The organism is Paenibacillus ferrarius, assembly GCF_002027705.1.
In the GTDB taxonomy this organism is placed as follows: Bacteria; Bacillota; Bacilli; order Paenibacillales; family NBRC-103111; genus Paenibacillus_E; species Paenibacillus_E ferrarius.
Genome location: NZ_MBTG01000008.1, coordinates 117,298 through 137,468, shown reverse-complemented (window position 1 = coordinate 137,468; position 20,171 = coordinate 117,298). Strand labels below are relative to the sequence as shown.

The 20,171-nt window shown below is 48.0% G+C and carries 19 protein-coding genes; 16 read left to right on the top strand and 3 right to left on the bottom strand.

Features of this window, described 5'->3' with window-relative positions; all coding sequences use genetic code 11:
• Positions 1 to 37: 37 nt before the first annotated feature.
• Both BC351_RS10180 and BC351_RS10175 read right to left on the bottom strand, forming a co-directional pair.
• Positions 38 to 1,015 (bottom strand): aldo/keto reductase, encoded by a 978-nt coding sequence (locus BC351_RS10180; RefSeq protein ID WP_079411412.1) that lies wholly within the window; start codon positions 1,013 to 1,015, stop codon positions 38 to 40.
• Between the two features lie 138 nt (positions 1,016 to 1,153).
• Positions 1,154 to 1,861 carry a GntR family transcriptional regulator gene (locus BC351_RS10175; protein ID WP_079411410.1) on the bottom strand — a complete coding sequence of 236 codons (708 nt, stop codon included), beginning with the start codon at positions 1,859 to 1,861 and terminating at the stop codon, positions 1,154 to 1,156.
• A gap of 374 nt (positions 1,862 to 2,235) precedes the next feature.
• On the opposite strand from BC351_RS10175, the gene BC351_RS10170 reads away from it, so the two are divergent.
• The 7 genes from BC351_RS10170 (at position 2,236) to BC351_RS10140 (ending at position 9,884) form a co-directional block, all read left to right on the top strand.
• Positions 2,236 to 3,570, top strand: a complete 1,335-nt coding sequence (locus BC351_RS10170) for a hypothetical protein (RefSeq protein ID WP_079411408.1) — start codon at positions 2,236 to 2,238, stop codon at positions 3,568 to 3,570.
• A gap of 41 nt (positions 3,571 to 3,611) precedes the next feature.
• Positions 3,612 to 4,727: an ABC transporter substrate-binding protein gene (locus BC351_RS10165; RefSeq protein ID WP_158082047.1), complete on the top strand. Its 1,116-nt coding sequence runs from the start codon at positions 3,612 to 3,614 to the stop codon at positions 4,725 to 4,727.
• 100 nt (positions 4,728 to 4,827) lie between these two features.
• On the top strand, positions 4,828 to 6,474 hold the full coding sequence (locus BC351_RS10160) for an ABC transporter permease (RefSeq protein WP_079411403.1): 1,647 nt from the start codon (positions 4,828 to 4,830) through the stop codon (positions 6,472 to 6,474).
• 12 nt (positions 6,475 to 6,486) lie between these two features.
• Positions 6,487 to 7,569: an ABC transporter ATP-binding protein gene (locus BC351_RS10155; RefSeq protein ID WP_144028338.1), complete on the top strand. Its 1,083-nt coding sequence runs from the start codon at positions 6,487 to 6,489 to the stop codon at positions 7,567 to 7,569.
• Between the two features lie 35 nt (positions 7,570 to 7,604).
• Complete coding sequence (locus BC351_RS10150) at positions 7,605 to 8,549, top strand: ComEC/Rec2 family competence protein (protein WP_079411400.1); 945 nt, start codon at positions 7,605 to 7,607, stop codon at positions 8,547 to 8,549.
• Positions 8,550 to 8,589: 40 nt separating this feature from the next.
• Positions 8,590 to 9,033 carry a DMT family transporter gene (locus BC351_RS10145; RefSeq protein ID WP_158082046.1) on the top strand — a complete coding sequence of 148 codons (444 nt, stop codon included), beginning with the start codon at positions 8,590 to 8,592 and terminating at the stop codon, positions 9,031 to 9,033.
• A gap of 32 nt (positions 9,034 to 9,065) precedes the next feature.
• Complete coding sequence (locus BC351_RS10140; RefSeq protein WP_158082045.1) at positions 9,066 to 9,884, top strand: inositol monophosphatase family protein; 819 nt, start codon at positions 9,066 to 9,068, stop codon at positions 9,882 to 9,884.
• A gap of 373 nt (positions 9,885 to 10,257) precedes the next feature.
• Here BC351_RS10140 and BC351_RS10130 read toward each other — a convergent pair whose 3' ends face one another.
• Positions 10,258 to 10,959, bottom strand: a complete 702-nt coding sequence (locus tag BC351_RS10130; RefSeq protein WP_244208944.1) for an endonuclease domain-containing protein — start codon at positions 10,957 to 10,959, stop codon at positions 10,258 to 10,260.
• A gap of 419 nt (positions 10,960 to 11,378) precedes the next feature.
• On the opposite strand from BC351_RS10130, the gene BC351_RS10125 reads away from it, so the two are divergent.
• The 9 genes from BC351_RS10125 to BC351_RS10085 all read left to right on the top strand — a co-directional run bounded on the left by BC351_RS10125 (position 11,379) and on the right by BC351_RS10085 (position 20,124).
• Positions 11,379 to 12,710: a hypothetical protein gene (locus tag BC351_RS10125; RefSeq protein ID WP_079411391.1), complete on the top strand. Its 1,332-nt coding sequence runs from the start codon at positions 11,379 to 11,381 to the stop codon at positions 12,708 to 12,710.
• A 166-nt stretch (positions 12,711 to 12,876) separates the two neighbouring features.
• On the top strand, positions 12,877 to 13,893 hold the full coding sequence (locus BC351_RS10120; RefSeq protein ID WP_079411629.1) for an NAD-dependent epimerase/dehydratase family protein: 1,017 nt from the start codon (positions 12,877 to 12,879) through the stop codon (positions 13,891 to 13,893).
• A 2-nt stretch (positions 13,894 to 13,895) separates the two neighbouring features.
• Positions 13,896 to 14,963, top strand: coding sequence for a dihydrodipicolinate synthase family protein (locus tag BC351_RS10115; RefSeq protein ID WP_079411389.1), 1,068 nt, complete (start codon positions 13,896 to 13,898; stop codon positions 14,961 to 14,963).
• Positions 14,964 to 14,976: 13 nt separating this feature from the next.
• Positions 14,977 to 15,645 (top strand): L-serine ammonia-lyase, iron-sulfur-dependent subunit beta, encoded by a 669-nt coding sequence (sdaAB, locus tag BC351_RS10110; protein ID WP_079411387.1) that lies wholly within the window; start codon positions 14,977 to 14,979, stop codon positions 15,643 to 15,645.
• Positions 15,646 to 15,728: 83 nt separating this feature from the next.
• Positions 15,729 to 16,583: an L-serine ammonia-lyase, iron-sulfur-dependent, subunit alpha gene (gene sdaAA, locus BC351_RS10105; RefSeq protein ID WP_244208951.1), complete on the top strand. Its 855-nt coding sequence runs from the start codon at positions 15,729 to 15,731 to the stop codon at positions 16,581 to 16,583.
• Positions 16,564 to 17,775 carry a M20 metallopeptidase family protein gene (locus BC351_RS10100; protein WP_079411386.1) on the top strand — a complete coding sequence of 404 codons (1,212 nt, stop codon included), beginning with the start codon at positions 16,564 to 16,566 and terminating at the stop codon, positions 17,773 to 17,775. The genes sdaAA and BC351_RS10100 overlap by 20 nt, the downstream gene beginning before the upstream one ends.
• A 147-nt stretch (positions 17,776 to 17,922) precedes the next feature.
• Positions 17,923 to 18,681, top strand: a complete 759-nt coding sequence (locus tag BC351_RS10095) for an SDR family oxidoreductase (protein WP_079411385.1) — start codon at positions 17,923 to 17,925, stop codon at positions 18,679 to 18,681.
• 46 nt (positions 18,682 to 18,727) lie between these two features.
• The gene (locus BC351_RS10090; protein WP_079411384.1) at positions 18,728 to 19,447 is read left to right on the top strand and encodes an SDR family NAD(P)-dependent oxidoreductase; all 720 of its coding nucleotides are present in this window, start codon (positions 18,728 to 18,730) and stop codon (positions 19,445 to 19,447) included.
• A 26-nt stretch (positions 19,448 to 19,473) separates the two neighbouring features.
• Entirely contained in the window at positions 19,474 to 20,124 is a 651-nt protein-coding gene (locus BC351_RS10085) for a ThuA domain-containing protein (RefSeq protein ID WP_079411382.1), read from the top strand.
• The last annotated feature ends 47 nt before the right edge of the window (positions 20,125 to 20,171 follow it).

Genomic DNA, 20,171 nt, shown 5'->3' with positions numbered 1-20,171 from the left:
CATTTCATCTATGTTCAGATGAAATGGCTTTTTTGTATTACCAAGCGTAAGCTTGCGGAGCTGAACCGGGACCAGGGAAAATTTCGTCTAGCTTCTTCAATGTGGATTCATCCAGTACGATGTCGACTACGCGCAGTGTATTCTGGAACTGTTCAAGGGTACGAGGTCCGATAATCGGAGCTGTCATCGCCGGGTGGACAAGTGTCCATGCCAAGGCGACATTCGCTTCGTTCTCTCCGAGCTCCTTGCATAACGCCGCGAAAGCTTCCAGCTTGGCACGGTGCTTGTTTACATTCTCAGCGTTGCTTGCTCTTCTGGAGCCTGGGACAGGATTCAAGGCGTTGCCGCTTAACAATCCGCCATCTAGAGGGCTCCAGGCAATGACGCCAATGCCGAGTTCTTCCGCGGCTGGCAATACTTCCAGCTCCGGCAGCCTGCAAAGCAAGCTGTATTTGTGCTGTTCCGAAATAAGCCCAAGGAAATGGCGGGCTTTGGCTTCATATTGCGCTTTCACAAGATCGCGGCCAGCGAAATTGCTTGAGCCGACATAGCCGATTTTGCCTTGGTTGAGAGGAACTTGGAAAGCTTCCCAAAGCTCATCCCACGAGACATTGCGATCCACATGATGCATTTGATACAGCTCAATATGGTCCGTTTGAAGACGGCGCAAAGAGGCATCCAAATGGCGGCGAAGCTTATAAGCGGATAGACCGGCATCCCGATTTGGGCCGTCGTTCGCATCATGCATGTCGCCATAAAACTTGGTGGCTAGAACCGTTTTCTCTCTGCGGTTGCCACCTTGTGCGAACCAGCGGCCGATAATTTCTTCGGTGCGTCCTGCATTCTCGCCCCAACCGTAAATATTAGCGGTATCGAAGAAGTTGATGCCTGCATCTAGTGCGGCATCCATGATGCGAAAAGCTTCCTGTTCATCTGTATCTACACCGAAATTCATCGTTCCTAAACATAATTGGCTGACTTTCAAGCCTGAACGTCCCAAGTAACTGTACTTCATAGTTATCTCCTCCAGGTACAAGTTTCTATCCATTTAAATATAACCCATAAGAAGAGGCATCAAAAGTACGCACTTTTAATGCAGATAGTATGGAAAGTGTTATCTACTTACCTGGAAGTTAGTAAGCTTAGCGCCTATCTATTCACGTTTAATAAAAAATTTAAAGACGCTATTTTTCAAGTAGTCCAAAGAATAGAAAATAGGCTTATCATTATCATCAAAGTGAAGCTGCTTCAACAAAATGATTTCGCTGCCAAGCACGTCAATCGCGTTCTGATCCATTTTTTTGGAACTGTTTATTGCACAGATTTCCGTCATGGCATAAGCAATATGGATGCCCGTCTTGCTTTGGAGAAAATCAAAAATAGCGCCCGAAAACTCCCCATCCAAATGACCTTGGACCAAGCTTTGTGGAAAGATATTATAATAAAACGCCACTTTGTTGCCATTCGCTGTACGCGAACGCTCCAGAATGACAACGGGTTCGTCAATGAGCAGTTGTTTTTTCCAATCTTCCTCCGGCTCACGCGTGTAGAGCTTGATGTCGGACTCGCTTTCCAGAAAGCCCTGATTTTTGATCATCTGACCGACACTTTGCAATTTGCTAAGCGGATGGATAATGAACTCAGATCGTGTGTTGACATAGGTTCCAACGCCGTTTTTGCTGATGAGAACCTTTTCACGTTGAAGCATCTTAAGCGCTTCGCGAAGCGTTGGACGGCTTACTTCGAATTTCTTTGCCAGCTCGGGCTCGGAGGGAAGCTTTTCCCCTGGCTTGAGCTCGCCTTCGTTGATGCTTCTTTCGAGTTCCTCTTTGACCTTGAGGTATAGCAATTTCTTTTCCAAATTTCAGCGATTCCTCTCCGTAAATGTGATCGAATTCGGGTAAAGCATGCTCTAAAATTTAATGCTGTCTGACAACTCAAGTGTATCACAACCTTGTTTTTTTGAACAACTATTATCTTGTCCTATGGCCCAGATACCTTGATAGACGGCGTTATCTACACAATTATTTAACATTAGATTCATTGACACTAAGAAGCGAAAGTCCCTATAATTTGAGATGTCAGACAGCATGAACGACGTACGAACATGACGAAAGGGGGCTTTCGCAAATAATGCGGAAATGATTCTGTACAGTCGATTTTCTGGCAGATGAGGGTAAGCATGACGGCTATTCTGAATTTAAAATAACTTCATTCTCGGAGGGACATTATTTTATGAAGAAAATAGTTCTGAGTGTTATGACCGTACTTACATTGGTCGTTCCTTTCTTAAGTGGCGGCGCCACGACACAAGCCGCAAGTTATTCGGATTTGGCTGCTCATTGGGCTCCGCAAATTTACCAAGATGTGAATGCCGATCTTGATGTAAGAGCTGACTTTATTACGAATTTCAACTATGACGGTGATTATCTGGCTCGAAATAACTGGGATAATCTGAACAACTACAATGAAAATGCCTATGTTTATTACAAGGTGGCAGAAACAACTACGCATTATTTTATTGAATATGATTTGTTCCACGCCAGAGATGATGCTTACACAAGACCGCTTGATGCCCATGAAAATGATCTTGAAGGTTTGTTCCTTGTCATCAAAAAAGACGGATCTACATACGGAACGTTCCAATTAATGGAGACAATGGCGCATAACCAATGGTACGACTATACGAATGATCCAAGCATTACTTCGGGCTCTGACAACGTGGATGGCGGCGTGCTTTTTGACGGAAGCCACCCCAAAGTTTTCTGTCAGGCGAACGGACAAAGCCCAAGCGGCGGACATGGCGTGAAGGCCTATGATGGATCGAGTGCTCCCGGTGGAGATGGCATCGTTTATGACTATACAGGCACAGCTCAGTTTCCGACAACGACATCCGGCAGCTACACGAACCACTATGGATATGCCTTAATCGAGTGGGGCGATCTTTGGAGCCGAAGAAATGATCCTAACATTTTTTCTTCATGGGGCACCTTTGCCGGAGATAATCACACACCTAACTCGGCCAATGCACCGTGGGGCTGGGATGATAGCGACGATGGCCCGGCTTTGCAAGGGATGAACTGGTCAGATCCGGCTCATCAAGTCGATGTACATCTGAACGGTTTAGGCAACTTCTCACATAACTATGTGTTTAATCCCTACTATTCTCATAAAATTGTTCTGACCAACGCACAAAGCTTGGAAGACCGTGATCCGTTCGGCGGGAAAAGCGATATTTATATCAAAGCCTATGTGAATGGCCAAGGTCAGACTGATGCGAGATTCTGGAAGAAAAATGATGCGCCGAAGAATCAATCGTACAACATCATTTTTGGGGCTAACGATGCAGAGTTCGGGCCTAACTTCTCAGAAAGTTACAGCACGGTTTATGTAGCCAAACCATCCAATACCAATGTGGAAATTCATGTTTATGATTCAGACGGAACCTCTGGTGATGATGATATGGGCTATGTCTCAGCCGTGATAGCTCCAGGTAATACGATGACTTGGAACAATGCCCTGACCAGCAATGGACAGGCCAAAGTAACGGCAACTGTGACAGCTCAATAAATTCGATAAATAAGAGAGATAGATCTATTAGGAGGATGGACATGTTTTTTCAGAAACCAAAAGCGCGTGTTATGAGTTTATCCATGGTCACATTATTCGCAATCACTACCGTTTTATCGGGGTGCGGGACTGCCAAAAATACGCAGACAACGGCAGCATCGGCTGCTCCTGCAAGTGCGGCAAGCAGCGAAGCTGCCAAACCCTCGAAAGCTCCAGAGTCCAAAAAGCTAGTTGTCTATGCGGCATTAAATGAGGATGATATCGTCCAAATTAAAAAGAAGTTTCAAGAAGATACAGGGATTGATATCGAATATATCCGTTTAAACGGCGCAGGAGATGCCAGTACACGGATTCAAGCTGAAAAGGCGAATCCACAAGCAGACATTTTCGTCGGAGGGTCCGTTGAGTTCTACGAACCTTTGGCTCAGCAAGGCTTGCTTGAGAAATACAGCTCCCCGAATGCCAAGGATATCGATGCGAAATTTAATGATCCGAAAGGCTTCTGGCAAGGCTGGTATATGGGCGTTCTGGGCATCGTGCTCAATAAAGATAGATTTCAAAAGGAGCTGGCTCCCAAAGGCGTCAAAGAACCAGCGACTTGGGACGATTTGTTGGATCCTAATTACAAAGGTCTTTTCCTTACATCCAATCCGGCGACAGCGGGTGGCGGCTACATTTTTATAGCGGATCAATTGTTCCGATTGGGTGAGGATAAAGGTTGGGATTATCTCAAGAAACTAAATGCGAATGTGCATCATTATACGCCGGCTGCAGGCGATGGCATTACGCTTACCGCTACAGGAGAATTCGTTGCCGCCATGTCTTGGGCTCATGATATTGTGAAATCCGCCAAAAAGGGTTACCCGATCAAGGTTATCGTTCCTGAGCAAACGGCGTTTGAAATCGGTGGCGTTGGTGTTGTGAAAGGCGGAGCGAACACGGAAAATGCCAAGAAATTCGTTGATTGGCTGTTAACGAAGCCGGTTGGGGAAATGAATACACAAATGTCCAATCGCTACTCGGTTAGAAAAGACGTTGCGCCACCTGACGGCATGATCAAGATTGAGGATGTTAAGCTTGTTAATTATGACAGAGACAAGGCATCTTCAATGAAAGCTGATGTAGTGAAGAAATTTACGGAAATGACAGGCAAGTAAACCATTAAGTTTAAGTATCCAACAAAAACATGACACCTCCTCTTGCCGCAAACCGGCCAGGGGCAGGTGCCTGTTGATAAACGAAAGGTGTGGGGAGTGCTTGATTTCAACGACTATCAAAGACACCTGGGCAGAAATGAAGAAGTTAAGAAGCGAGCCTGTCTTAGCTATAGGTGTGGCAGTTATCGTTCTAATTGCTTGTTATTTTGTCATTTGGCCTATTGTTAAGGTCATCAGTTTTTCCAGGGTAGAGGATTATCTGAAGCTCATTACGTATCCAAGGTGGTATCGCGCTGCCTGGCATAGTTTATTCATGACCGTGATATCGACGGTTTCCTGTACGCTTGTCGCCTTTGTTTTTGCTTATACAATCACAAGATTAAAAGTTCCGTTTAAACCGCTCTTCCGTTTTATCACGCTGCTGCCGATCGTGTCACCTCCGTTTATTGTGGCTTTGTCTTACATCCTGCTTTTTGGTGGACAAGGTATTATTTCTAAATATATTTTGCACGTTAAAATCGATATTTACGGCTGGCACGGCTTATGGCTGGTTCAGACGATGACCTTTTTTCCTTATGCGTACGCGGTTATTCATGGGGTGATGAAATCGACCTCTGTCAATTTGGAGTATGCCGCTTATAACATGGGAGCTACCCATTTCCAAGTATTCAAAAATGTTTTTCTGCCTTTGTGCAGACCGGGCTTGGCAGGCGGAGCACTAATTGCAGCAATGAACGTGCTGGCTGATTTTGGGAATCCAATGATTATTGCCGGCAATTTCAATGTTCTGCCAACGGAGGCTTATATGCAGATGTCCGGGTTGTTTGATTTGAATTCGGCAGCTGTTCTTTCAACCGCTCTTTTGCTGCCGGCATTAGGCTTGTTCGTATGGAACCGAATATGGGTTGGCCAACGATCCTACGTTACCGTAACGGGAAAGGATACATCTTTGGAGCATTATCCAATACCGTCTGCGGTTAAATGGGGACTGTTTGCATGCTGCATGCTGATTACACTCATCGTACTTGCTGTGTACGGCGTGTTGTTTTATGGCGCATTTACGAAGACGTGGGGGTACGACTGGTCCTTCACCTTACAAAATATCCATTACGTTGAAGCGAAGGGCAGAGAGATTCTGAATAGCTTAAAATATGCTTTGCTCGCTTCATTGGCAGCTGGATTGTTTGCCCTTCCGCTTGCTTACATTGTTCAAAGAAAACGTATTGGCATCAACCGTTTGCTTGATTTTCTGGCTATCTTGCCTGGCGCTGTTCCGGGGATCTTTTTAGGACTTGGCTTCGCCATGGCTTTTAATGAGAAACCGTTCCTGCTTACGGGTACTTCAGTCATCATGGTTTTGGCGCTTATGTTCTGGAATTTACCTACCTGCTATAGTGCGAGTCTTGCAGGACTTCAACAGATCAGCGGGGCACTCGAAGAGGCATCGCTCAATCTGGGCATGAACAGTTTGGCAACGCTCAGAAGGATTGTGCTTCCGTTATTGAAAGGACCATTCATTTCGGGTATTGTAGTGTCGTTTCTTCGATCCGTAACTTGTCTAAGCGTCATCATCTTTATTTATTCAGCGAAAACCTCTGTAGGCACAGTGTCTATACTTGGCTTGGTTCAGAACGGAGAATGGGGGAGTGCTTCGGCATTTACCGTTGTGCTGATTTCCATCGCCTTCGCTGTGTTGTGCATAGCTCAGTATTTTTTCAGGAAACAAGGAAAATCGATAGAACTTTAAGCGGAGGAAATCATGAAGACAGAAGAACCGATGATCCGAATTTCAAATGTATCCAAACGCTTTGGTGATTTCGAGGCGATCAGCCAAGTGTCGCTTGATATTCCTGTCGGCAGCTTCACTACGCTGCTTGGGCCAAGCGGCTGCGGCAAAACAACACTGATGCGTCTAATTGCCGGATTTTATGAGCCGGATGCCGGATCTATTTCGATACAAGGCAAAAATGTGAATGGATTGCCGCCGTTCAAGCGGAATACGCCGTTAGTTTTTCAGGAGTATGCGCTTTTTCCGCATATGACCGTTCAAGAAAACATTTCGTATGGCTTGAAATTGCAGAAGCTGTCCAAGCAAGAGGCCAAAGAGAAAGTAGACGCTATGCTCAGCATGTTCGGGCTTCAGGGCTTGCAGGATAGATTGCCAAGAGCACTAAGCGGTGGGCAGCAGCAGCGTGTTGCCTTCGCCAGAGCGCTGATCATGGGGCAGCAGGTCCTCTTAATGGATGAACCCCTCAGCAATTTGGACGCTAAGATGAGAGTCGAAGTTAGGAATGAATTGAGAGAATTGCAGCAGCGTTTAGGGATAACCGCGATTTTTGTCACTCATGATCAGGATGAAGCCTTGTCGATCTCGGACCGGATTGCGGTATTCAACAAAGGCCGTATCGGCCAAGTGGGCGATCCATGGGAAATTTATTTTAAGCCGGAAAGCAAGTTTATCGCCGATTTCGTGGGGACAGCCAATTTTATAGATGGTGAAGTAACAGCTTTTGAAGATAAGGATTTGCTTGTAAAATGCGGTTCGGACGTGTTCAGGGTGCATCAGAGTTACACTTCCTTTCGCATAGGGGATCAGGTGACCTTAGTGATTAGACCGGAATGCATCACAATCAGTGAAGATCCGGTTGCTGGTGATAATGTGTGGAGCGGTGAAATACAAAGAAGCAGCTTTTTGGGACGAATGATTCGATATTGGATTAATGCATCACCGCTGCAATGGATTGTTGATGATGCTAGTCCTAGTGTGAGAGGTTACCTGAAAGGGAACGTGTATGTGGGTTTGGATAAATATAAAATTCATTTGCTGCCTTTCGAAAAATAGCGACATGCAATCTAATCCAAAAAGGAGATTGGTAAATGAATAAAGCCAAAGTTCAGTTTCTTAATGTCGGTTGGGGTGACGCTCATCTGATTCAGCATCCTTCAGGCTCCGTTTCATTGATCGATGGAGGGGATGGCACATTCTCGGATGAACAAGATCATCCCTTGTTATGGATGAACCGGAATAGGAAGGATTGCTTGGAATGGATGATCCTGACCCATATTCACAATGACCATCTGCAAGGACTCCTGGATATTGCGAAGGTTAAAATAGTCAATAAGGCGATATTGCCCTACAAACCTTTCCTGCTTCCACCCAAGCAGCTCGTTCAAGAGCAGGGTGACAGCTTCGCCATGAGAGTTTATTTGATGTTAGCCTCCTATTTGGAGTTAATTGAAGTATTAGCCCAGCAAGGGACTGCCATAAAATGGCGTGACGAGTACGGATCTAACGCTGATTCCGTAATATGGTCGGAGGACGGCATTAGGCTTTCGCAGCTTTATCCGTGGAAAGGTGATACATTGCCGGCTTACGAACGTTTGGCAAGCATTCTTGCTCATTCTAGTGCTGAAAGTAAAGAAGTGTGTGAAACCCTCATTGATTTCTTTGAATTATCAAACCATGACAGCTCAGTATATCGGCTCAGCGATGAGCAAGATTTGAATTCGAGCGTGCTTTTTGGTGGTGATCTATTGGAACCAGAGTGGGAGCGCCTCGCTCAGCGGACAGATATCAGCAGCCTGATTTGGAAAGTTTCGCACCATGGCATGAAGGACGGCTTTAATTCCCGTATTCTAGCTTGGATTAAACCAGAGCACTGCATCATCCCCATCAGCATGGAACGGTCCATCCCTCTGCAAGGGGAGTGGAACGAACTTCGCTTGTGTACAAGGGCTTCCCTATATATGACAGGCAGCTTCGCTTCTGGAGAAAAAATCCAAATACATAACAAAGGTATCTTGGTTGAAATCGGCAATTAAATTGTGAAAAATGGCAGCTACAGAGACTGGGGCGCAATCTATGCTAGGTAATAAAATCAGCCTTTTGCTTGCTTTTTCAGCGGGCTTGTTAGGTGTTGCACAAGGAATGATCAATGCTTATATCGGTAAAATACAGGGCCAATACGGCATGATTATCGGTGTTTCGGCTGCGCAAATTGCGCTTGCCACTTTTCTATTATGGCGGATCAAATCGGCCCCTCCTTTGCAGCAACAGGTGATTCCATGGATGGGAATTGCCGGAATGATGGGAGTCTGCATCATGTTCGGGGTATCCTATGCCGCTGGGAGAACTGGAACCCTTCCGGTTTTTGTTTTGATTATGGCCGGGCAGTTGATTGCTTCGACCGTTATCGATCATTTTGGACTCATGGGCGTCCCTCAAAGCCCTGTTAACTTTGCTAAATTAGGCAGCATGCTGCTTATCATGACGGGTGTTTTGTGCTTAATCAAATCATCCCCATAAACCCATTTGACAGCTTGATGAGAGGAGAACATATGAATGAACAACTAGCGTACGAAGATGCTATCATGCAGGACGCAATCCGGTATGTCAAAGCAGCGGGTGGACTAATCATGGAACTGATGAAGAAACCCTTGCAAATTCAGGAAAAAAAGAATCAATCCGACCTGGTGACCAGAGTGGATATGCATAGTGAACATTTCCTTCGTGATCAAATTTGTCGGGATTACCCGGATCACTGGATTTTATCGGAGGAAACCGATGGCGGAAGGGAGGATTCCCATATGATGCTGCAGGAGCCGCGCCAAGGATACGGATGGATTATTGACCCGATCGACGGCACAATCAACTTTATCCATCATTTGTCCCATTTTGCCATTTCCGTAGGCGTCATGAAAGACGGGTGTCCGTTAATCGGAATCGTGTATAATCCCGTGACAGATGAGCTTTACTCGGCTCGGAAACACGGAGGCGCTTTTTTGAATGATGATCCCATTCATGTCGGGCAGGAACAAGACATCTGCGAAGCCCTGTTGGCAACAGGATTTCAGGCCAAAGACTGGAAACCGAACTCCGTCGTTGTGGAGCAAATCGGACGGATGACGGGCAAGGCGCGGAGCGTGCGTATTTTGGGGGCAGCCAGTCTGGATCTTTGCCTCGTCGCGTCCGGAGGATTAACCGGATTCTGGCATGATGGACTGTATCCTTGGGATGTCGCCGCAGGTCTCGTCATCTTGCAGGAAGCGGGCGGTCAGGTAACCAATGCGGCAGGAAAGGCTTTTGAATTAAGCGATACCACCTTGGTGGCATCGAATTCAGTGATTCATGAGGCTTTGATTTCTATTTTGGTTTGAAATGTTGGAGGGGGGCGAGCCGGCGAAAAGAGTAGTCTCAGCCCCCAAAAGTGGCCTGAGCCGAGAAAAAGAAGAGCGAGCCTGCCGAAAAGGCAGTCTCAGCGTCCAATCCGCCGCGTCCCCGCCCCGAGCGGGCGAAAAAAGCAGTCTCAGCCCCCAAAAGTGGCCTGAGCCGAGAAAAAGAAGAGCGAGCCTGCCGAAAAGGCAGTCTCAGCACCCAATCCGCCGCGTCCCCTTCCCGAGCGGGCGAAAAAAGCAGTCTCAGCCCCCAAAAGTGGCCTGAGCCGAGAAAAAGAAGAGCGAGCCTGCCGAAAAGGCAGTCTCAGCGCCGAATCTGCCGCCTCCCCGCCCCGAGCGGGTGAAAAAAGCAGTCTCAGCTACCTCTAAGCTGATTTTGCTCTTCCCAGATGCCTTGTGTATGCTCATGCAGACGGTAGCTCCTAATACACTTTGTTCCGGTTCCGGCGGGCTTGAGTAATCGTTTCTCAGACATGGATTTAAGAATATCACATGATTTTTTTATACCGAAGTGGAGAAGGTTGCTCACATCACTTGGTCTAATTATGCCGTTACCAGAGAGAGCTAGGCGGATGATCTCGGACTCAATGTAGTTGATGGTTATATCTGCTAATATTCGTCCACCGAGGAAGCGCCCCATAAATTGCTGCAGGATTTGTTCGCACATTCTGGGTCGATCTTTAACATCGTCGAAGGAGAAACGTAGAATCTTCCAACCATCGATGATGAGGTGGTTTTGGCGAATCCACTGATCAGCAAACTGGGGACGGGTTATCTGTGAAGAATGAGGACCATAACCATCAATTTCGATAGCTAGTTTTAAAGCATGATGAAAAAAAGCGAAATCTAGAAATCGGGTACCATCTCGGAAATCCTTGATTTCGTACTCAGGATGCAGGTTGTTAAAGTTGCGGAATGCCGGCCACCAAACTTGTTGCAGAAATAGTTTTTCTCCGTGACCCAACCCTTCTTTAAGCTTCCGTAATCGTTCTCCTTTTCGCACAGCGAGATGCTGCTCTAAGAAATGTTCAATAGCGAGTTGCCTGGCTTCATTCAACGGACATGCCTCCCTTAGAAATAAATAAGCCGCTCTTCGAGTTAAACAGCGAAAGCTGACTCGAAAAGCGGCGTGTACTTCACAGCCGAATGATTCATGATATTCCTTTTGGTCCTTATATTGAAAAAAAACATATCACAAGAAACAACTTAAAGATAGGTGCTTTTGTAAAAAATGGATGGGTTCCATATGAAAAAAGGAATTTTTATAGGTATTTTTTTATGGAGTCAACTAGTCTCCTTGCAAGTATCGCTGCGTTGACTGAAGAACCGCACAACGATCTGGAAAGTTAATCTGGATCAGCCTTTCCCTCCATTAATCCCTCCACTCAGCAAAGCCGCAAAATGAAGCCCTTGTCCACTAGCCCGACGTGTGGTTATAATGGGTTCACCAAGCCTATAAAGGAGTTACTTGCTGTTATGGATACTGCGAATCGGATCGCGATAGGGATACTCGGGCCAGAAGCGCTGGTGAATAAAGTACTGCATGTTATTACTTCATCATTTCCATCTTTTCATCCTGTAGCTAGAATATGCTCAGTAGAAGAAGCTCCAGCCGCAGCGGAACAGCTGTTAAGCGAAGTGGAGGTGCTCCTGATTACGGGACCGACGCTGTACCGCAGGGTGAAGGAGCAGGTGATTACACCGCTGCCGGTGCATGTGATTCCACTGACGGACACTGGACTGATCAGCGCGCTTTATCGTCTCAAAAGTGAACATTGGCACAGTCCCAGCGGGATTGTGTTCAGCGTTGATTCCTTCACATCATCTGCGATTGGAAGAATCGTTGCTGAAATTGGCGAGAAGCCCGCGAGCTTCCTTGTGTATGACGGGCAACCTTATCCGCAGGCGGATGAGCTTGTGAAATTTCATACGGAGGCGTATCGAAGCGGAAGCTCGCAAGCTGCACTTACAACAGAAAGTGAAGTTGCGGAAGCACTGACCAGAGATGGAATCCCTTGTGAATGGATTAAGCCGACGGACCAGAATATTACCGTTGTGCTCGAGCGGGCCTTGCTGTCTACGGAAACCAGACGAAGCAAGGAAGCACAAATTCTCGTCGGAATGCTGAATGTGGATGATTTTGGCAAAAGGCTGCAATTCAAGGGCTCTGAGCACGACATTCAGCGGTTTAAGCTGGATATTCACAGAAAGCTGATTGATTATGTAGAATCGCTGGATGGTTATTTGACACATCTGGGAGCAGATGAGTATTTATTTTTCACGACCCGAGGCATTTTCGAGCGGGAAACGGTTGGCTACAAAACAGTCCCATTAGCCCGAGAGATTTGGAAGTCGCTGGGGTTGTCGCTAAGCATGGGGATTGGCTTTGGACGTAGTGCGAATGAAGCGGGCACACATGCGCGTCTGGCTCTCAGACGATGCAAGGAGGCTGGAGGCAACACTTGTTTCATTGTTCGTGAGGATAAAACGCTGATCGGGCCGCTGGAAATGGCGGATTCGCTAAGCCGTGACTTGTCGGTAACCGACCCCGAGCTGCTGAAAAAAGCCGAAGATGCAGGAATGACCTCCGCCTATTTAAGCCGGCTGCTCACAACAGTGGCGAGGACAAGCAAGCTGGATTACGAGGTGCATGATTTAGCAGCTATTCTTGGAATTACAGTGAGAAGCACGCACCGCTTGCTGCTGCAATGGATGGATCATGATCTAATTACCATAGCTGGTTCTGTGAAAGTGCCCAAAGGAAGGCCGAAGCAGTTGTTTCATCTCTCTTTTTTGAAAAATGTGTAGCCCAAAGGCGCAAATCGATACCGCTAATGTCAAAACCACAAGCTATGACGGAGGCGGTTTTTATGCCACATTTAAAGACGATTAATAGATTTGTCTTTTATATATTTGGCAAGTTATACTTTCATCAGAATCGATTATTTGCAATGGATGAGAGGGGTAACAGATGATGAGAACATTGGCGGATTTGGAACAAGTAATGGCGGAGCCATCGGCCGAGTTAATAGCATTTATGCAGGAATTGGACGGGGATATTATGCTTCTGGGCGTTGGTGGCAAAATGGGGCCGAGCCTCGCGAAGCTAGCTATGAATGCGATCTCAGCGGCAGGCGTCAAGAAAACCGTCTATGGTGTGTCACGTTTCTCTGAAGCGGGATTAAAAGACGAGCTTCAGTCCTATGGCATACAAACCATTGCCTGCGATCTGCTTAACGATCAAGCTTTGCAAGAGCTTCCTGATGTCAAAAATGTCATCTACATGGCAGGTACGAAGTTCGGTACGACAGGCAAGGAGCATTTCACATGGATTATGAATGCGTATTTGCCAGGGCGGGTAGCGGAGAAGTTTCGCGACTCCCGTATCGTCGTGTTTTCGACAGGCAATATCTACCCATTCACCCCAGTATCTTATGGCGGAGCGCATGAAGCAATTGCTCCAGCGCCAATTGGAGAATATGGTCAGTCCTGCTTGGGGCGTGAGAGAGTGTTCGAGCATTATAGTCAAAAGAACGGAACGCCAGTCCTCGTGTACCGCTTAAACTATGCAATTGACTTGCGTTACGGAGTTCTGCTGGAGATTGCAAAGTCCATTAAAGAGGGGCGTGCCATTGATTTATCCATGGGGCATTTCAACTGTATTTGGCAGGGGGATGCGAATGAAATCGCGATTCGTTCCTTGCTTGCGACACAAAGCCCAGCCAATTTCTTGAATGTGACGGGACCTGAGACGGTTTCTGTGAAGTATGCAGCACAGCAGCTAGGGCAGCGCTTGGGTATTGAACCGCAGTTCGTTGGCCAAGAATCCGAAACCGCATTACTGAGCAATGCTGCGAAGAGCATGAAGCTGTTTGGTTACCCGCGGATTTCGCTTCTGCAAATGTTTGATTGGGTTGCGGAATGGCTTCAGCATGGTGGAAGCATGATCAATAAACCAACTCATTTTCAAGAAAGAGAGGGGAAATTCTAAGCATGGCGACACGACGGGAATTAACTACGCAGCAGCACATCGCGCTTCATGACGGGCTTGTTATTCCGGCACATCCCCTTGCTCTGGATGAGAACCGGCAATTGGATGAGCAAAGTCAGCGGGCATTGTCTCGTTATTATACAGCAGCTGGCGCAGGCGGCATTGCAGTAGGTGTGCACTCTACGCAATTCGAGATTCGCGAGCCGCAGCATAACTTGTTCGAAAAGGTGCTGCGCATGGCATCGGAAGAGGTTGATCGTGCTGGACTGACACGTCCGTTTATCAAGGTTGCCGGCATCTGCGGCCCGACAGAACAGGCGCTGCATGAAACGGAAATCGCTATTGAGCTGGGGTATGATACGGGGCTGCTTTCGATGGGAGGCCTTGGTCAGTGGAGTGAAGCGCAAATATTGGAGCGTACAGCCAAAGTTGCCGAAAAAATTCCAGTGATCGGCTTTTATTTGCAGCCTTCTGTGGGTGGCAAGGTGTTCAGCTTTGACTTCTGGAAAGAGTTTGCGAACATTCCAGGCATCGTTGCAATAAAAATGGCGCCATTCAACCGTTACCAAACGATTGATGTCGCTCGTGCCGTTTGCTATTCGAGCCGTCGCGATGAAATCGCCCTCTATACAGGCAATGACGATAACATTGTCAATGATCTATTGACCGTATATCGGTTTCAGATTGAAGGTCAATCTGTGGAGAAACGCATTGTCGGCGGCCTTTTGGGGCATTGGGCGGTTTGGACACGCAAGGCGGTTGAACTGCTTGAGGAAGTGAAGAAAGTTAGGCAGAACGAGTCCATCTCTTTGGATTGGCTTACTCGAAATGTAGAGGTTACGGATACGAATGCTGCGTTTTTTGATCCGGCGCATGCTTTTGCGGGCTGTATTCCCGGGATTCATGAAGTGCTGCGTCGACAGGGGCTAATGAAAGGTACGTGGTGCTTGAATCCGCATGAGCAGCTGTCCCCAGGCCAATCCGAGGAAATTGACCGAATGTACCGTGATTATCCGCACTTGCATGATGATGCGTTTGTGAATGAGCATTTGGCGGAATGGCTGGAATAATGGAGGAGATCGCGTGCGGTTTAAAGACGTTTTTTCGATCATTGGACCTGATATGATCGGACCCTCCAGCTCGCATACTGCCGGTGCGGTACGAATAGGACTGGCTGCACGTCAATTGTTCGGCAGGCTGCCGCAGCGTGCCGAGTTTTATCTGTATGGCTCCTTCGCTGAGACTTATCAAGGCCATGGGACAGATGTTGCGCTTGCGGCTGGACTGCTTGGCTGGGGAACGGATAACGAGCGGATTCCGCAAGCGTTGACTGCGGCCGAGGAGCTAGGCGTGGAACTGGTTTTTATTCCATCGCAAGGCATTGTCGGACATCCCAACACTGTACGGATCTGCTTGAAGGCAGAAGGGATAGCAGATTTGAGAGTGCTAGGTACTTCGATTGGTGGCGGGAATATCGAAATTGTCGGAATTGATGATTTTGATGTGCGTTTCTCAGCCAGCTTTCCGACTATGGTCATTACGCATTCAGACCGTGTGGGGATGCTCGCTGAGATTACAGCCTGTTTTTCTCAAAACGGCGTGAACATAGGTTCTATGGATGTTGACCGTCGAAGCCGCAGCGGTGAGGCGCTGACAGTCATTGAGGCGGACAGCAGCTTTCCTGAAGAGCTGGTGCAAGCGATATCAGCTATTAAAGCGGATTTGTCCATGCGTATCCTAGATCTTTCGTGATAGGTTATGACGATCCAGGAGGTTATATGAGATTTTCCCATCTGCATGAATGAACTGCGCTTTGTCTAAAAGAAGGAAAGCCTATCCACCAGCTGATGGCGGAAGAGCAGGCGCAGGAATCCGGGCGCACCCTGAAGCAGGAAACCGATAAAATGCACAGCTATTATCTGGTCATGAAGGATGCCGTGAAACGCGGGCTGACGCGGGATACGTTGTCGCGAAGCGGTCTCACAGGCAATGATGCCAAACGTGCGATGGCTCTAATAGAAGTACAATCCAGTCTCTTGGGGCCAATTGCCGGCAAAGCCCTTGCATATGCGTTTTCCGTATCTGAGGTTAATGCCAGTATGGGCCGGATCATTGCTACACCTACGGCTGGTTCTTGCGGTGTTATCCCTGGCGTTTTTCTTAGTGTTCAAGAGCATTTTGGCTGGAGCGATGACCGCATGACCGAGGGATTGTTCACTGCCGGCGCACTTGGCTATGTGATCGCGAATCGTTCGTTTGTGTCTGGAGCCGAAGGCGGATGCCAAGCGGAAATTGGCTCTGCCGTGGCAATGGCAGCTGGCGCCTTGACCGAATTGCGCGGCGGGACGCCAGAGCAAGCTGTTCACGCTGTAGGCTTGGCACTGAAGAACTCGCTTGGTTTAATTTGCGATCCTGTAGGCGGACTCGTTGAGATTCCCTGCATCGTCCGCAATGGTTTCGGGGCGGTGTCGGCAATCACCGCTTCTGAGATGGCGATCGCAGGTATCCGCAGCGTCATTCCGTCGGATGAGGTCATTGGCGCGATGCTCGAGGTCGGCGGCAGCATGCCGGACAAATATCGTGAAACCGCTAAGGGCGGTTTAGCAGCTACGCCAACAGGAACTCGCATCATGCAGGAGCTATATGGCACAGGAAAGGCGGTGATCCCAAATGAACAGCAGTCGGAATGAGCAGCAATCGCTCAAATCGCTGCATGCTGAAGCACAAGCCATTAGCGATGATATAGTGGCATTTCGCAGATGTCTGCATGAAGAGCCCGAGCTTAGTTTGGACGAGGGAGAAACAGCTCGGAAAGTAGCGGATCAGCTGCATTTGTTAGGCCTTTCCCCACGCAGGGGGATTGGTGGTCATGGCATCATCGCGGACCTTATTTATAGCGAAGACGGACCGACAATTGCTTTGCGCGCCGATATGGATGCCCTTCCTATTCAGGAAGAGACGGGGCTATCGTTCTCATCCAAGCGGCCAGGTCGGATGCATGCCTGCGGACACGACGGACATACGGCAATGTTAGTTGGCGCAGCTAAGCTGCTGACGCAGTGGCACGCACCGCTCAAGGGGCGCATTCGGCTGTTGTTTCAAGCAGCGGAAGAAATCAATGCCGGAGCCAAAGCCATGATTGCTGGCGGCGCCTTAGATGGCGTTGACGAAATTTACGGTTTGCATAATCTGCCAACGCTGGCAAACGGAATGGCTGCTACACGCCAAGGGGCGTTGATGGGCTCCGTCGACCGAATCGAGATCGAGCTGACCGGCAAGGGTGGCCACGGTGCAATACCAGATCAAAGCATTGATCCGATCGTTGCGGCGTCTGCCATCGTGATGGGCTTGCAAACGGCTGTAAGCCGTGAAATTTCGCCGTTCGAGCCAGCAGTTGTGACGATTGGCAGCCTGCAAGCCGGCGAAGCGAACAACGTGATTCCCCATCGTGCTGTTCTGTCGGGAACGGTCCGGACATTCGCCCAATCAACGCAAATGGGCATGGAGATGAGGCTGAGACGAATTATTCGCTCCATTGCAGAGGCTTATCGCTGCGAAGCGGAGATTCGGTACGTGGAACAAACGCCTGTACTGACGAACCATGATCAGTGCCTGCTGCATGTGGAATCTGTTATTGATCAAATGCTTCTACCCGAACAGCGGGTCCAAGCTGAACCGACCATGGCCGGAGAAGATTTCTCCCTGTATCTCGAGAAGATCCCAGGCTGCTTCTTTTGGCTTGGTTCCGGTACGAAGGAGAATGCCGATCAAGCTTTTGGGCTCCATCACCCCAAATTCACACTTCACGAAGAATGCCTGCCTGTCGGTGCTGCGCTATTGGCTGGGATTGCGGTCAGCAGATTGCAAAAAGGTGTCAAGTGAGCGCATCGCTAGCGTTCATATCATTCCATGTGCTAGATGTGCATGGAATTTTTTGCTTTCAGGAAATACGTTTGAAATCATTGTATGGTAACATGGAAAGTGTTTATAGCACATTATCTATGAAAGTACATAGCTCTGGAGGCACTCATGGAATCAACGGCACGTTTGCAAGGAAAGATTGCTCTTGTAACAGGAGCTTCAAGAGGACTTGGACGGCACATCGCTGTATCTTTGGCATCTGCGGGGGCTGTCGTCGCGGTAAACTATGCGAATAGCCAGCAAGATGCTGAAGAAACGGTAAGGATGATCACAGTTAGCGGCGGCAAAGCTCAAGCCTTTCGCGCTGATGTGACAAGTGAGAAGGAGGTCCTCGAGCTTGTTCAACAATCCGAGCAATATTTTGGCATCGGGATCGATGTGCTTGTGAATAACGCGACAGGGCCACAGCCGATGCTTTCTATCGAGGATAGCACGTGGCAAACGTACTTGGATCAACTTGATTTTTTTGTCAAAACACCGCTGCTTTTAGCTAAAGCGATTCTCCCCGGCATGAAGCTAAGGGGAACAGGGAGCATTATTCATATCGGCAGCGAGGTCGTTCAAATCGGCAATGCCAACTTTTCCAGCTATGTAACAGCCAAAGCAGCTATGGTCGGAATGACCAGATCTTGGGCCAGTGAGCTAGGACCACAAGGCATACGTGTGAATCTGGTTGCTCCCGGATGGATTCCCGTTGAACGTCATGAAGGTGCTGAAACTGGTGATTATCAGGCCGGAGTACCGCTGCAGCGTATGGGAGAACCGACCGATATTGCCAACGCAGTCGTCTTCTTTGCTTCGGATGAGTCTAGATTCATCACGGGTCAATGTTTGTCGGTAAACGGTGGCAACACGTTCGGCAGCTGATGGAACGAAATCCTATAACAGGGAAGTGCAGAAAGGAGTTGCGATTATGGCAAGCGTTGTATGTGTGACAGGAACGGATCGCGGAGTGGGCTTGGCATTGACGAAATTGCTGCTGGAAGCAGGTTGTTGCGTCTATGCAGGCAGTTATTTGCCAGCCAATGAAGAACATGAGCGTTTGGCCGAGAAATATCCTGGAAAGCTTCATAGCTTTGTACTGGATATAGGCAATGATGCGAGTGTAGAAGCAGCTGCAAAGCTTATTATGAAACAAACCGATGGATTGGATTTGCTGATTAACAACGCGGGAATCCTTGGCGATATTCATCGTACGATTGAAGATGAATTAGATTTTGAGGATATGCAGCAGGTGTTTAATGTAACGGCCTTAGGTGCCATTCGTATGGCGAATGCTTTATTCGAACCGATCATGAAGGGCGGCAAACTCATCGTTAATATTTCCTCCGAGGCAGGGAGCATCGGTCAAAGCTATCGTGACTCCTGGTTTGGTTATTGCATGGCGAAGGCAGCGCTTAACATGGGTTCTTCCATTATTCATAACAAAATGAAAAAGGATGGCGGCCGTGTGCTGCTCATTCATCCGGGATGGGTGCAAAGTTATATGAGTGGCACATTGGATACCTCAGCCAGATTCACACCGGATGAAGCCGCGGCTCATATTGTGAATCGCATTGAAAGTTGCAAGCACTTCATCCTTGATAAACCGCTCTACGTAGAGGCGCACAGCGGCAATGAAATTCCTTGGTAATCTGATCATGAGGGGAGTAGTGGAGAATGTCTACTAAACCGCAAGTTCTATTAGTAGGAGATCAAACGGATGCTCCGTGGCATCCTTTAGAGCCGGCTCAGCGGCAGTTAGAATCAATTCTTGGTCAGGAATACGAGGTTGTTGGGACGGAAGATTATGATAGTTTCGCTAGGCTGGGACAGGAGAATCAACTGGAGGCCTATAGATTCTGCTTGTCCTATACGGACTGCTGGAATCGCAGTTTAACGCGGGAACAAACGGCAGGTATTCTTCGTTATGTCGCGGGCGGAGGTGGACTGCTGGTTATTCACAATGGTGTTTCCTTGCATAACAACTATGAGCTGCTTCAAGTTATCGGCGCTAAGTTTACAGGACATCCTCCTTACCAATCATTGACCTATTCGGCCTCCATAGCGGATCATCCTTTGCTTGAAGGTGTAGAGAGCTTCACGGTGGACGAGGAACCGTATATGTTCGAATTCGATCTATTCACCAAGAAAACCGTTTTTCTTGAATATGAATACGAAGGCGGCAAGTACCCTGCTGCGTGGGAAAGTACCTATGGACTGGGCAAAGTCGTCTATCTTCAGCCAGGCCATCATGCTCCTTCGTTCGAACCGGCTTCGTATCGGAGACTGGTGTTGAACAGTGCTCGTTATGTAGCTGAACGCCTTTAACTCAAACAAGCTTGTCGAAGTCGTCTCCGAATCAATCGGGGGGCGTT